General features: G+C 63.4%; 7 protein-coding genes. 5 read left to right on the forward strand and 2 right to left on the reverse strand.

Annotated elements, in window-relative coordinates; genetic code table 11:
- Complete coding sequence (locus EL191_RS04605; RefSeq protein WP_041976845.1) at window positions 1-1,722, forward strand: fructose-specific PTS transporter subunit EIIC; 1,722 nt, start codon at window positions 1-3, stop codon at window positions 1,720-1,722.
- Window positions 1,723-1,867: 145 nt separating this feature from the next.
- Complete coding sequence (locus EL191_RS04610) at window positions 1,868-4,048, forward strand: hypothetical protein (protein WP_041976847.1); 2,181 nt, start codon at window positions 1,868-1,870, stop codon at window positions 4,046-4,048.
- 139 nt (window positions 4,049-4,187) lie between these two features.
- On the opposite strand, the gene cobB is transcribed toward EL191_RS04610, so the two are convergent.
- Window positions 4,188-4,895 (reverse strand): Sir2 family NAD+-dependent deacetylase, encoded by a 708-nt coding sequence (gene cobB / locus EL191_RS04615; protein WP_041976852.1) that lies wholly within the window; start codon window positions 4,893-4,895, stop codon window positions 4,188-4,190.
- A gap of 179 nt (window positions 4,896-5,074) precedes the next feature.
- On the opposite strand from cobB, the gene EL191_RS04620 reads away from it, so the two are divergent.
- On the forward strand, window positions 5,075-7,492 hold the full coding sequence (locus EL191_RS04620; protein ID WP_041976854.1) for a membrane-bound PQQ-dependent dehydrogenase, glucose/quinate/shikimate family: 2,418 nt from the start codon (window positions 5,075-5,077) through the stop codon (window positions 7,490-7,492).
- Window positions 7,493-7,530: 38 nt separating this feature from the next.
- On the opposite strand, the gene EL191_RS04625 is transcribed toward EL191_RS04620, so the two are convergent.
- Window positions 7,531-9,114 (reverse strand): peptide chain release factor 3, encoded by a 1,584-nt coding sequence (locus EL191_RS04625; RefSeq protein WP_041976856.1) that lies wholly within the window; start codon window positions 9,112-9,114, stop codon window positions 7,531-7,533.
- 283 nt (window positions 9,115-9,397) lie between these two features.
- Here EL191_RS04625 and EL191_RS04630 point away from each other — a divergent pair, with 283 nt between their 5' ends.
- Both EL191_RS04630 and EL191_RS04635 read left to right on the forward strand, forming a co-directional pair.
- Window positions 9,398-11,926, forward strand: a complete 2,529-nt coding sequence (locus tag EL191_RS04630; protein ID WP_041977172.1) for a PepSY domain-containing protein — start codon at window positions 9,398-9,400, stop codon at window positions 11,924-11,926.
- 436 nt (window positions 11,927-12,362) lie between these two features.
- The gene (locus EL191_RS04635) at window positions 12,363-13,526 is read left to right on the forward strand and encodes a type III PLP-dependent enzyme (RefSeq protein ID WP_013714051.1); all 1,164 of its coding nucleotides are present in this window, start codon (window positions 12,363-12,365) and stop codon (window positions 13,524-13,526) included.
- The last annotated feature ends 170 nt before the right edge of the window (window positions 13,527-13,696 follow it).

The following is a 13,696-nucleotide window of genomic DNA, read 5'->3' on the forward strand; positions in this document are numbered from 1 at the left end:
ATGAATCTGCTGATCGTCACTGCCTGCCCCAATGGACAGGTCACCAGCGTATTGTGTTCGCGCCTCCTGCAAGCTGCTGCCGAGCGCCTGGGTTGGCAAACCCGTGTCGAGGTGCATGACGCCCGTGCGATAGGTGCACCGCTCAGCGAAGCCGAGATTGCCGCTGCCGATTGGGTACTGGTGGTCAAGACCGGTGAGCTGTCGCTGAGCCGCTTCGTCGGCAAGCGCTTGCTGCAGGCCACACCGGCCGAGGCGCTGGCCGACCCGCAGCGTTTTCTGCGGGACGCTGCCGAGCGCGCCCAGCCCCATGCTGAAAGCACCGAGGCGGTGCCCAGTGGTCGTCGCCGCCTGGTCGCGGTCACCGCTTGCCCGACCGGGGTGGCGCATACTTTCATGGCCGCCGAAGCCCTGCAGCAGGCTGCGGCGCGCATGGGCATCGACCTGCAGGTGGAAACCCGCGGTTCGGTCGGTGCGCGCAACCTGCTCGACGATGCTGCCATCGCGGCTGCCGATGCCGTGCTGCTGGCCACTGATATCGAGGTGGACACCAGCCGCTTTGCCGGCAAAAAGGTTTATCGCTGTGGCACCGGGGTGGCGCTAAAGCAGCCGCAGCAGACGCTGGAAAAGGCCTTGAGCGATGCGCGTCCGCTGAGCGAAGCCGCGCCTGCCGAAGGCAATTCTGCCAGTGGTGACAAATCTGGCCCTTACAAACATTTGCTCACCGGTGTTTCCTACATGCTGCCGATGGTGGTGGCGGGCGGCCTGCTGATCGCCCTGTCGTTCGTATTCGGGATCAAGGCGTATGAGCAGGAGGGCACATTCGCCGCTGCGCTGATGCAGATCGGTGGCGATGCCGCTTTCAAGCTGATGGTGCCGGTGCTGGCCGGCTACATCGCCTATTCCATCGCCGACCGTCCGGGTCTGGCTCCGGGGATGATTGGCGGCCTGCTGGCCAGCTCGCTGGGCGCCGGTTTTATCGGCGGTATCGTCGCTGGCTTTATCGCCGGCTATTCAGCCAAGGCCATTGCCCGCTGGGTGCGCTTGCCGGACAGCCTGGAGGCGCTCAAGCCGATCCTGATCATCCCGTTGCTGGCCAGCCTGATCACCGGCCTGGCGATGATCTATATCGTCGGCAGTCCTGTGGCTGATGTGTTGCAGTCGCTCACCCAGTTCCTCGACAGCATGGGCAGCACCAATGCCATCCTGCTTGGCGCATTGCTCGGCGGCATGATGTGTGTGGATCTCGGCGGGCCGATCAACAAGGCGGCCTATGCTTTCTCGGTCGGTCTGTTGGCGTCGAGCAGCTATGCGCCGATGGCTGCGACCATGGCCGGCGGCATGGTGCCGCCGATCGCCATGGCCATCGCCACTGTGCTGGCACGGCGCAAGTTCGCTCAGAGCGAGCGCCAGGCTGGCAAGGCGGCAGGGGTGCTGGGGTTGTGCTTCATCTCCGAGGGAGCGATTCCATTCGCCGCCAAGGACCCGCTAAGGGTGATCCCGGCCAGCATTGCCGGTGGTGCGCTGACCGGTGCGCTGTCGATGTATTTCGGCTGCAAACTGATGGCGCCGCACGGCGGCCTGTTCGTGCTGCTGATCCCTAACGCCATCAATCATGCGTTGCTGTACCTGCTGGCCATCGTCGCCGGCAGTCTGCTCACCGGCGTGCTTTACGCGTTGATCAAGCAGGGCGAAGCTCAGCCGCTGGCGGTCGAGGCGCGGTAGGCGCACACCGGCGTAGCTCGGTTACACTGGGTTGAACAGCGCCTGGGAAGTAGCAGTCTGTTGCATGAATCATGCGTCGATGTGCATGTTGATCATGACCGGTTCCCTGGCGCAGTCGCCCTCACAAAGAAAGGATCTTTTGTAGATGACTCAAGCTCTCGCCCATCGCTGGCGCTTCTTCCGTGCCGGCGGCTTCGATCAGGTGCAGTTGGAAACTCCCGCCGACCTCGCTGCGTTGCGCAGCCTGGACCAGAAGCTATGGGCCAGCCTGGCCTGCCCAGTGAACAACCTGGAATTGGACCGGCGCATGCTGCAGTACATCGACCTGAACAATGACGGCCGTATCCGTGCGCCGGAGGTTCTCGATGTTGTGGACTGGACGCTGGCGCGACTGACTGATCCTGCGGTCCTGTTCCAGAACGGCCCGCTGCAGCTGTCCTCGCTCACCGACGATGCAGTGGGTGTGCGTCTGCGTTTGGCGGCGCAGCGCTTGCTGGGTGTGCTCGGGCGACCCGATGGCGACAGTCTGACACCGGCCGATACAGCTGATCTGGCGCAACTGTTCCCGCCACACCAGCCCAACGGCGACGGCCTGGTGCCGGCGACCCTGACCGACGACGCCGATCTCAAAGCCGCTATCGCCGATATCATCGCCAGCCTGGGTGCGCAGACGGACCGCAGCGGCGAGCCGGCCATCGGTGTCGAGCAGATCACTGCCTTCTTCGATCAGGCGCGTCAGCTGCATGCCTGGCATGCCCGCGCTGCCGAGCAGGGGCTGGACGCCTTCGGTGAGGGTACGGTGGCGGCGGTCGAAGCATTGAGCGCGGTGCGTGGCAAGATCGACGACTATTTCACCCGCGTGGCCATGGCCGAGTTCGATCCGCGCGCGGCTGCGCTGATGAACGCCCAGGAAGAAGAGCTGGTGCGACTGGGCTCGTTGTCGCTGGCCGATGCCAGCGAGGTGGCCGGGCTGCCTCTGGCCGTGGTGCAGCATGGTGATGAGCTACCGCTGACCAAGGGACTCAACCCCGCCTGGCAGCAAGCCGTCGACGCGTTCCGCCAGCGTGTGGTGGTGCCGGTCTACGGTGAGCAGGACAGCCTGTCGCGCGAGCAGTGGCAGCACTTGGTCGCGCTGTGCAGCAACTACCTGGCCTGGCGCGCCGAGACGCCGAAGGTGGCGATTGCCGAGGTGCTGGAGCGCGGGCGTATCCTCGAACTGGTGGAGCAGGGCGCCGAGGCACGCCTGCTGGCGCTGGTGGAAGAAGACAAGACCGTGGCAGAGGCGGCGGATGGCCTGGTCGAGCTGGACAAGCTGATTCGCCTGCGCTATGGCCTGGTCACATTGCTGCGTAACTTCGTGTCCTTCCAGGCCTTCTATTCGCGACACGAGAAAGCCGTTTTCCAGGCCGGTGTGCTGTATATCGACGGCAAGAGTTGCGAGCTTGCGGTGGAAGTGGGCGACGTTGAGGCTCATGCCAAGATTGCAGCGGCCAGCGACTGCTTCCTGCTCTACTGCACCTGTACGCGCCGCGGCGAACCGGTGCGCGGCAAGGAAACGCTGAATATCGTGGTGGCAGTGACCGCTGGTAGCGAGGGCGACCTGCAGGCGGGGCGTCATGGCCTGTTCTATGACCGCGACGGCAACGACTGGGATGCCACTGTGGTCAAGGTGGTACAGAACGCCATCAGCATTCGCGAAGCGTTCTGGTCGCCATATCGTCGGATTTCCAAGCTGGTTTCCGACCAGGTACAGAAGCTGGCTGCCAGCCGCGATGCCGACATGGTCAACAAGACCGCGGCCAAGGTTGGCGAGACCGGCGCTGCGCCCGCGGCGACGCCTGCTCCAGCGTTCGATATCGCCAAGTTCGCCGGTATCTTCGCCGCCATTGGCCTGGCTGTCGGTGCTTTGGGCACTGCGCTGGCAGCGGTGGTCACCGGCATTTTGTCGCTGGCCTGGTGGCAGGTTCCGCTGTTATTTCTCTGCGTGCTGTTGGCCATCTCCGGGCCGGCCATGCTGCTGGCCTGGTTCAAGCTGCGGCGCCGCAGCCTGGGGCCGATCCTCGATGGCAACGGCTGGGCAGTGAATGCCCAGGCGCGCATCAGCATTCCCTTTGGCACCGCGCTGACGCAGATGGCTGAGCTACCCAAGGGAAGCGACCGTGCATTACGCGACCCTTATGCCAACAAGCCGGTGTTGTGGCCCTGGCTGCTGGCGTTGCTGCTGGCCGTTGGCCTTGGCTACTACGCCTGGAGCAACGGCGTGTTCAGCCCGGAGGCGGAGGTGCCGGCCGAAGCGGCTGCGCCTGTTCAGGACGCCGCCGGCTAGAGGGTAATGCCGGGCGTTGAGCCCTTTGTAGGAGTGGCTTCAGCCACGAAAGCTGTTCGCGGCTGAGGCTGCAGGGTTGGAATGTTTAGTCGGCCAGCCATTTGCGTATTGGCGGGTTTCACCCGCCCTACGTTCTCTCTCAGCCAGCCAACAGCTCCGCCACCCAGCGCGGCAATTGCTCGGTGGCCGGGCCATAGCGTGTCTCGGCGAACAGCGAATGGCCCTGGCTCGGTTCCAGGTTGATCTCCAGCGTATGCGCGCCAGCCTGGCGCGCCTGTTCGACGAAGCCCGCCGCCGGGTATACATGGCCCGAGGTGCCGATGCTGACGAACAGCTCGCACTGCTCCAGCGCATCGTAGATGCGCTCCATGTGATAGGGCATCTCGCCGAACCAGACGATATCCGGGCGCAAGGTGCCGAACAGCCCGCAGCAGGGGCATGGCTGGGTGACAGGCATGTCATCCAGTAGCGGAAAACGCTGCTGGCTATTGCTGCACAGCATCGACTGCAACTCACCGTGCATATGCAGCAAGCGTTTGGAACCGGCGCGTTCGTGCAGGTTGTCGACGTTCTGCGTGATCAGCAGAAACTCGCCCTGCCAGGCAGCCTCCAGCTCCGCCAGGGCCAGGTGTCCGGCATTCGGTGCGATGGCCGGATCGCGCAACTGTGCGCGGCGCATGTCATAGAAGCGCTGTACCAGTGCCGGATCGCGAGCAAAGCCTTCGGGTGTCGCCACCTCTTCGATGCGATGGTTTTCCCAGAGGCCGTCAGCGGCGCGGAATGTGCGGATGCCGCTCTCGGCGGAGATACCGGCGCCGGTGAGAATGACGATATTGGGGTGGGCCATCGGTGCTCCAGTTTGAATTGGTTCAGATGTCACTTTATGCCAACACTGGGGTGTGGGGGAGAGCGTGGTCGAGCTGCCTTTCGATCACACCGTCGCCCAAATCGCTGAACTCTCTCCCTCACTTCGCATCCACAGATCACGGCCCCGATCTCCAGGGGCAGCGTTTTTGGGAGCGAGCAATGACTGACAACAACAAGGCGCAGCTCCTGCGCATCACGCTTACGGTCTGGGTGGCTATCGTTCTGGGTGCGCTGCTTGCGCTCGGTGGCGCTTATCTGCTGTGGCTGGGCGGTTCCTGGTACTACCTGCTGGCCGGCCTCGGCCTGCTGTTGGTGGGCGTGCTGATTCATCGCCGTCAGCGCGCGGCGCTGTGGCTGTATGCCCTGCTGTTGCTGGCGAGCCTGGCCTGGACAGTCTACGAGGTGCGTTTCGACTGGTGGCAGATGGCGCCGCGCATCGACCTGTGGTGCGTGCTCGGCCTTTGGCTACTGCTGCCCTGGATCAATCGGCATATCGCGCCGGGGCGACCCTGGCGTGACGGTGCCAGCGTGATGCTGGGTATAGGCCTGCTGCTTGGAGCCGGCATGGCGGTCTATTCGTTGACGCAGGACTATCATCGCCTGCCCGGCCGCTTCGACGAGCCGCGCATGGCCACAGCCGGTGTGGCGACAGCCAGTCGTTCGGCCAGCGAATGGACTGCCTACGGCGGCTCGTCGCGTGGCGAGCGCTATGCCAGTGCCGAGCAGATCACCACGGCCAACGTCGGGCGGCTGAAGAAAGCCTGGGAGTTTCACACGGGGGATCTGCCCGGTGAGGGCGACCCCGGCGAGATTACCAATCAGGTGACGCCGCTCAAGGTCGGTGACAACCTGTTCATCTGCACGCCGCACAGCATCGTCATCGCGGTGGATGCCGACACCGGTGAGGAGCGCTGGCGCTTCGACCCGGCGATCAACCGTCAGGCCGAGTATTACCAGCACATGACCTGCCGTGGCCTGGCTTACCACGATGCGACAGCCAATCGCGGCCCACTGATTGCCGCCCTAGATGGCGCGGCGCCGGAGCCTTCACCAGCGGCAACGGCGCGCTGCACCCAGCGACTGTTCCTGCCGACCAACGATGCCACGCTGTACGCGCTCGATGTGCATGACGGCAAGCCGTGCGAGGACTTTGGCAAGGCCGGCATGGTCGACCTCAAGGTGGGCCTGGGCGATGACGCGCTGGGCGTCTACCTGCCCACCTCGCCGCCGGTGGTCACCGAGAAACTGGTGATAGTCGGTGGTTCGGTGACCGACAACGGCTCGGTGGATTCGCCGGGTGGGGTGATCCGTGCCTACGACGTACGCACCGGTGCGCTGGTGTGGAACTTCGACCCCGGGCGCCCCGATGCAACCGAGCCGCTGCCAGTCGGCGAGACTTACGTGCGCAGCACGCCAAATTCCTGGACCATCGCCACGGCGGACGAGGCACTGGGCTTGGTGTACATCCCCATGGGCAATCAGACGCCTGACCAGTGGGGCGTGCAACGCAGCGCCGAGGCCGAACGCTTCACCGCGGCGCTGGTGGCGCTGGACTTGGAAACCGGCAAGGTGCGTTGGGAGTTCCGCACTGTGCATCATGACCTCTGGGACCGCGACCTGCCGTCTCAGCCCACGCTGGTGGATATCGAAGGTCCCGACGGGCCGGTGTCGGCAATCATCCAAGCAACCAAGCGCGGCGACCTCTACGTGCTCGACCGGCGCAGCGGTGAACCCATCGTGCCAGTCAGCGAGCATCCAGTGCCGCAGGGCACGGTGGAGGGCGACTTCACCGCGCCGACCCAGCCAGCATCAGCGCTCAGCTACGCCCCGCAGGAGCCGCTGCGCGAGCGAGACATGTGGGGCGGCACGCCATTCGATCAGCTGGTCTGCCGCATCCAGTTCCACCGCCTGCGTTATGAGGGCGACTTCACTCCGCCCTCGGAGCAGGGTTCGCTGATCTATCCGGGTAACGTCGGCGTGTTCAACTGGCCATCGGTGGCAGTCGATCCGCAGCGACAGATTCTCTTCGGCGCGCCGAACTATCTGGCGTTCGTCTCGCGCCTGGTCAAACGCGAGGGTGGCGAGCAGGCAGGTACCGGCGGCAGCGAGCGCGGTCTGCAACCCAACCTCGGCGCACCTTACATGGTCAGCCTGGAGCCTTTCCTGTCACCGCTGGGGCTGCCGTGCCAGGCGCCGCCATGGGGCTACGTCACGGCGGTGGATCTGCGCAGCATGGACAAGGTCTGGCAGCGCAAGAACGGCACCAGCCGCGATAGTGCGCCGCTGGGTATTCCCCTGACCGTCGGTGTGCCGAACCTCGGCGGCCCGTTGATCACCGCCAGTGGTCTGGGCTTTCTCAGCGGCACCCTGGACTACTACCTGCGCGCCTACGACATGCGCACCGGCGAAGAGCTGTGGAAGGACAGGTTGCCGGCCGGCGGGCAGGCCACGCCTATCAGCTACGTTTCGGAGAAGACCGGCAAACAGTATGTGGTGGTAATGGCCGGAGGGCACGGCTCGTTCGGTACGCGCCTGGGCGACTCGCTGGTGGCCTGGACGTTGGAGGACGATGAGTAGATAGCACAAGGCCCGCAGAGCGGGCCTTGTTCGATGGATCAGTGATGCTCGCGCGTCGCGCGGAATTTCACGTCCGGCCAACGCTCTTCCATCAGGCTGAGGTTGACGCGGGTCGGGGCCAGGTAGGTGAGGTGACCGCCGCCGTCGACGGCGAGGTTCTCAAAGGCCTTGTCCTTGAATTCCTTGAGCTTCTTCTCGTCGCTGCATTCGATCCAGCGCGCCGACCAGACGTTGATCGCCTCGTAGGCGCACTCCACCTTGTATTCCTCCTTCAGGCGGCTGGCGACCACGTCGAACTGCAGCACACCGACGGCACCGAGGATGATGTCGTTGTTGCGCTCGGGGAAGAACACCTGGGTGGCGCCTTCCTCGGCCAGTTCCTGCAGGCCCTGACGCAACTGCTTGGATTTCAGCGGGTCCTTCAGGCGCACGCGGCGGAACAGTTCCGGGGCGAAGTGCGGGATACCGGTGAAGCCCAGATTCTCGCCTTCGGTGAAGGTGTCGCCGATCTGGATGGTGCCGTGGTTGTGCAGACCGATGATGTCGCCTGCGTAGGCTTCTTCCAGGTGCTCGCGCTCACTGGAGAAGAAGGTCAGGGCGTCGCCGACGCGCACATCCTTGCCCAGGCGCGCGTGGCGCATCTTCATGCCCTGGGTGTACTTGCCCGAGCAGATACGCATGAAGGCGATGCGGTCGCGGTGTTTCGGGTCCATGTTCGCCTGGATCTTGAACACGAAGCCGGAGAATTTCTCCTCGGTCGGCTCCACACTGCGCTCGTTGGCCGCTCGCGGCAGCGGACGCGGCGCCCAGTCGACCACGGCGTCGAGCACATGGTCGACACCGAAGTTGCCCAGCGCGGTGCCGAAGAACACCGGGGTCATTTCGCCCTTGAGGAAAGCGTCGGGCTCGAACTCGTGACAGGCGCCCTGCACCAGTTCCAGCTCCTCGACGAAGCGCTCGTACATGTCGCCGAGGTGCGCGCGGGCTTCGTCGGAATCCAGCTTCTGGATGATCTTGGCTTCGGTGCGCTCGTGACCATGGCCTGGGGTGTAGACGATGATGTAGTCGCCGGTCAGGTGGTAGACACCCTTGAAGTCCTTGTAGCAGCCAATCGGCCAGGTGATCGGCGCGGCCTTGATCTTCAGCACCGCCTCGATCTCGTCGAGCAGCTCGATGGGGTCGCGGATGTCGCGGTCGAGTTTGTTGATGAAGCTGACGATGGGCGTATCACGCAGGCGGCACACATCCATCAGGGCGATGGTACGTGGCTCGACGCCCTTACCGCCGTCGAGCACCATCAGCGCGCTGTCCACTGCGGTCAGGGTGCGGTAGGTGTCCTCGGAGAAGTCTTCGTGGCCGGGGGTGTCGAGCAGGTTGACGATATGCTCGCGGTAGGGGAACTGCATCACCGAGGTGGTGATGGAGATACCACGTTGCTTCTCCATTTCCATCCAGTCGGAGGTGGCGTGGCGGTCGGATTTACGCGACTTCACGGTGCCGGCCACTTCGATGGCCTTGCCCATCAGCAGCAGCTTTTCGGTGATGGTGGTCTTACCGGCGTCCGGATGGGAAATGATGGCGAAGGTACGGCGCTTGGCGACTTCGGCGGCCTGGGTGGTCATGGATACGTGCCTGGCTGGAATCGGTTGAGGGGGCTGCGGCGCCCGGAAAACTGCCGATTATACCGATAACTGCAAGCGCTGGCCGAGATGCGCAAAGTGGCTATCCGTCGCCTGTTGAAGCGGCCTCGACCATGGCGAGCCGATCGTCTCGGAGCGCTTTGTGGCGCTGGTCGGTAGGTTGTTGGACGGATGCGTAAATATCACGTAAAAGAATGGTTATGAAAATTATTCCCATATAGAGTAGCCGCCCGTCGCAGTGGGTCAGGGTAAGGGTGGCTCCGTCGTGTTCAAGAAAATCATCTTCCAGTTGCACTGGTTCTTTGGCATCAGTGCCGGTCTGGTGCTGGCTATCATGGGCATCACTGGCGCCCTCTATAGCTTCGAGGGCGAGATCGTCCGAGCGCTGAACGCAGAGCGCTGGCAGATCCAGCCCAGCGAGCAGGGGCACCTGACGCCGGCCGAGCTGGCTTCGCGCATCGAGACGGCCACCGCTGACCGTGTCACCGGGTTGTGGGTCGATGGTCGGCACGATGGGCCAGGCATGGCATTTCTTTCCCCCCCACCGGGTGAGCGGCGCGGGCCGCGCATCGTGTTCGATCCTTACACAGGTGAGGTGCTGGCCAAGCCGATCGGCCAGGACTTTTTTCAGTTGATGCTGATGCTGCATCGCTTCCTGTCCATGGGCGAGGTGGGCAAGCAGATCACGGCTGCCAGTACCCTGGCACTGATCTTCTTCTGCGTGTCGGGCCTTTATCTGCGGTGGCCGCGCAAGGCGCTGAACTGGCGCACCTGGCTGACCATGGACTGGAAGAAGAAAGGCCGCGGTTTCAACTGGGACCTGCATGCCGTTGCGGGGACCTGGGCGCTGCTGTTCTATCTTTGTGCCGGGCTCACCGGCCTGTATTGGTCTTATGACTGGTACCGCGAAGGGCTGACGCGCATGCTCTCCGATACACCGGCGGAAAAGCGCGGTGAAGGCCGCGGTCGCGGCCGCGAGATGCCCGATGGCAGCATTCCCGAAGTCGACTACGACGCCATTTGGCAAAGCATCCAGCAGACCGCCGGCCCCAAGCTGATCGCCTGGAATCTGCGCCTGCCGCCCGTTGCCGGGCAGCCGGCGACCGTCTTCTACATGCTCGATGACACCGACCACGTACGTGCCTTCAACCAGTTCCAGATCGATACGAAAAGCGGCGAAATCAGCAACCACGAGCGCTACGCCGACAAGAGCTTCAAGGCGCAGTTGCTGGCAAGTGTCTATGCGCTGCACGTCGGTGAGTACTTCGGCATGCCGGGACGCATCCTGATGATGCTGGCCACGGGCGCATTGCCACTGTTTTTCGTAACCGGCTGGATGTTGTACCTGGATCGCCGGCGCAAGAAGCGTGCTGCACTGGCCGTACGTGCTTCGATCAAAGGGGATGATTCGGCTGGCGGTTGGTTGGTCGGCTTTGCCAGCCAGAGTGGTTTTGCCGAGCAATTGGCCTGGCAGAGCGCCGGGCAACTGCAGGCCGCCGGTATCCCGGTGCGGGTCGAGCCGCTCTCGCGGGTCAATGCCGACAGTCTGCGGCAGACGCGCAAGGCGCTCTTCGTGGTCAGCACCTTTGGTGATGGCGAGGCGCCGGATGCTGCGCAGGGCTTCGAGCGCAAGGTGCTCGGCGGTTCGGTGCCGCTCGATCAACTGAGCTACGCCGTACTGGCGCTGGGTGACCGGCAGTACCAGCACTTCTGTGGCTTCGCTCGACGCATCAACGACTGGTTGGGGTTACAGGGGGCGAATCGGCTATTTGATAGCGTTGAGGTGGATGGGGCCGATCAGGTTGCTCTGCAGCGCTGGCAACAACATTTGAGCGACCTGACTGGCGCCGCGCCGATTCGTTTCGAAGACGCGCCCTGGCAGAGCTGGACGCTGGCCGAACGGCGCCTGCTCAATCCCGGCAGCCAGGGCGCGCCGGTTTACTTCCTCGGCCTGACGCCACCTGCGCAGGTCACCTGGCAGGCCGGCGACATCCTGGAGATTCGCCTGCGTCATGCGCCGAGTGTGGTGGAGTCCTGGTTGCATCACTCCGGCTTCGAGGGCTTCGAGCCTGTGACGCTCGCGGGACAAGCGACCAGCTTGCGCGAAGCGTTGGCTGAGCGGCAACTGCCAGACAGCTTCGCCCATCTGGTCGGCCTGCATGCTCAGGCGCTGGTCGATGCGCTGGTGCCGCTGGGAACGCGTGAATATTCCATCGCCTCGGTTGTAGCCGATGGTGTGCTGCAACTGATCGTACGTCAGGCGTTGCAAGCCGATGGGCGGTTGGGGCTGGGTTCCGGCTGGCTGACCGAGCACCTGCCGGACGGTGGCCAGTTGTTGGCGCGGGTGCGGCGCAACAGCGGCTTCCATCTACCGGAGGATGACCGCCCGCTGATTCTGGTCGGCAACGGTACCGGCCTGGCCGGCCTGCGTTCGTTGCTACGGGCACGTGCCCTCGCAGGGCAGGGACGCAACTGGCTGCTGTTCGGCGAGCGCAACCGTGCCTGCGACTTGTTCTGTGGCGACGAGCTGCAGGCGGCGCTGGCTGCGGGCGAGCTGCAGCATCTGGATCTGGTGTTCTCCCGCGACCAGGCCGAAAAATGCTACGTGCAGGATTTGCTGCGTGAACAGCGGGAACGTCTGCACGCCTGGCTGGCCGATGGTGCGGCGATCTACGTCTGCGGCAGCCTGCAGGGCATGGCCGGTGGCGTCGATGCGGTGCTGCGCGAACTGCTCGGCGACGAGGCGGTCCAGGATCTGGTCGAGGAAGGGCGTTACCGCCGCGACGTTTACTGAGTGTCTGAGTGAATGGTGTATGCCGCTCGCGTCGAGGCGCTGCAATGGCACTGAAACACGGCTGCGCCAAACTGGCTGAAAGCCCCGCCTGTTCAGCATTTCAGGGCGTTTTGTGTGATATCCGGAACGAGATGAAATTAGCAAGAATTTCCGGTTGATCTGAGGGGCGCATGGTCTTAAAGTCCGCGCCCGAACGTCCATGCTGGAAACGATCCATCCGGCTCAAGTACTGACGACGAGAGGTTGCCGGCCGGCTGATGGTCGGTACCGGTGATGCTCGGCGACATGCCTTGGGAAGTAGGCGAACCAAAGTGGGGAAACTGTCAGACGTTCAGGACCGCGCGATGCGCGGCCAGCCCCGACACGTGGCGGAACCTGTAAGCGGTTCTGCTGCCCGAATCAATGTGTTCCCGGTTTTGCCATTGGAGTCCCCAGCATGTCGATCAAGGTCGAAGACTACTACGCACCCGCCACTTTCCAACGCATGAAGGCGTTCGCCGATCAGCACGAAACCCCATTCGTGGTGATCGACCGGCAGATCATCGCCGATGCCTATGATCAACTGGGCAATTGCTTCCCGTTCGCCAAGGTCTATTACGCGGTCAAGGCCAACCCGGCCACCGAGATCATCGAGCTGCTGCGTGACAAGGGTTCGAGCTTCGATATCGCCTCGATCTACGAGCTGGACAAGGTCATGGCCACCGGCGTTGGCCCCGAGCGCATCAGCTACGGCAACACCATCAAGAAGTCCCGTGATATCCGTTACTTCTTCGACAAGGGTGTGCGCCTGTTCGCCACCGACTCCGAGGCCGACCTGCGCAACATCGCCAAAGCCGCGCCGGGTTCGAAGATCTATGTACGCATCCTCACCGAAGGCTCTAACAGCGCTGACTGGCCGCTGAGCCGCAAGTTCGGCTGCCAGCCTGACATGGCCCTGGACCTGCTGATCCTGGCCAAGCAACTGGGTCTGGTGCCTTACGGCATTTCCTTCCATGTCGGTTCGCAGCAGCGCGACATCGACGTGTGGGACGCGGCCATCGCCAAGGTCAAGGTGATCTTCGAGCGTCTCAAGGAAGAAGACGGCATCACCCTGCAGATGATCAACATGGGCGGCGGCTTCCCGGCCAATTACATCCAGCGCACCAACGACCTGGAAACCTACGCCGAGGAAATCACCCGCTTCCTCAAGGAAGACTTCGGTGATGAACTGCCGGAAATCATCCTCGAGCCGGGCCGCTCGCTGATCGCCAACGCCGGCGTACTGGTATCGGAAGTGGTACTGGTGGCACGCAAGTCGCGTACCGCCGTCGAGCGCTGGGTGTATGCCGATGTGGGTAAGTTCAGCGGCCTGATCGAAACCATGGACGAAGCCATCAAGTTCCCGATCTGGACCGAGAAGAAGGGCGAGATGGAAGAGGTGGTGATCGCCGGTCCGACTTGCGACAGCGCCGACATCATGTACGAGAACTACAAGTACGGCCTGCCGTTGAACCTGGCCAGCGGTGACCGCCTGTACTGGCTGTCCACCGGTGCCTACACCACCAGCTACAGTGCGGTTGAGTTCAATGGCTTCCCGCCGCTGAAGTCCTACTACCTGTAATTCGCCGTGCTCTCCGGGCTCAGGCCCGGGGTACGCATCTCGTGCAGATTCATGACAAATCGCCCACCTCGTGTGGGCGATTTCATTTCTGCAGGTCAGTTTCCTATATTCGGCGCAATTGATGACGTGAAGGTGCCGCCAGCTCATGGCTGACTTACTCGATCATCTGT

The sequence above is a fragment of the Pseudomonas mendocina genome, assembly GCF_900636545.1.
Classification (GTDB): domain Bacteria; phylum Pseudomonadota; class Gammaproteobacteria; order Pseudomonadales; family Pseudomonadaceae; genus Aquipseudomonas; species Aquipseudomonas mendocina.

What these genes read in the sequence shown, in the direction of transcription:
- EL191_RS04605 (WP_041976845.1), top strand. Translation starts at nt 1, where the DNA reads ATGAATCTGCTGATCGTCACTGCCTGCCCCAATGGACAGGTCACCAGC.
- EL191_RS04620 (WP_041976854.1), top strand. Translation starts at nt 5,075, where the DNA reads ATGACTGACAACAACAAGGCGCAGCTCCTGCGCATCACGCTTACGGTC.
- EL191_RS04635 (WP_013714051.1), top strand. Translation starts at nt 12,363, where the DNA reads ATGTCGATCAAGGTCGAAGACTACTACGCACCCGCCACTTTCCAACGC.
- EL191_RS04625 (WP_041976856.1), bottom strand. Translation starts at nt 9,114, where the DNA reads ATGACCACCCAGGCCGCCGAAGTCGCCAAGCGCCGTACCTTCGCCATC.
- EL191_RS04610 (WP_041976847.1), top strand. Translation starts at nt 1,868, where the DNA reads ATGACTCAAGCTCTCGCCCATCGCTGGCGCTTCTTCCGTGCCGGCGGC.
- cobB (WP_041976852.1), bottom strand. Translation starts at nt 4,895, where the DNA reads ATGGCCCACCCCAATATCGTCATTCTCACCGGCGCCGGTATCTCCGCC.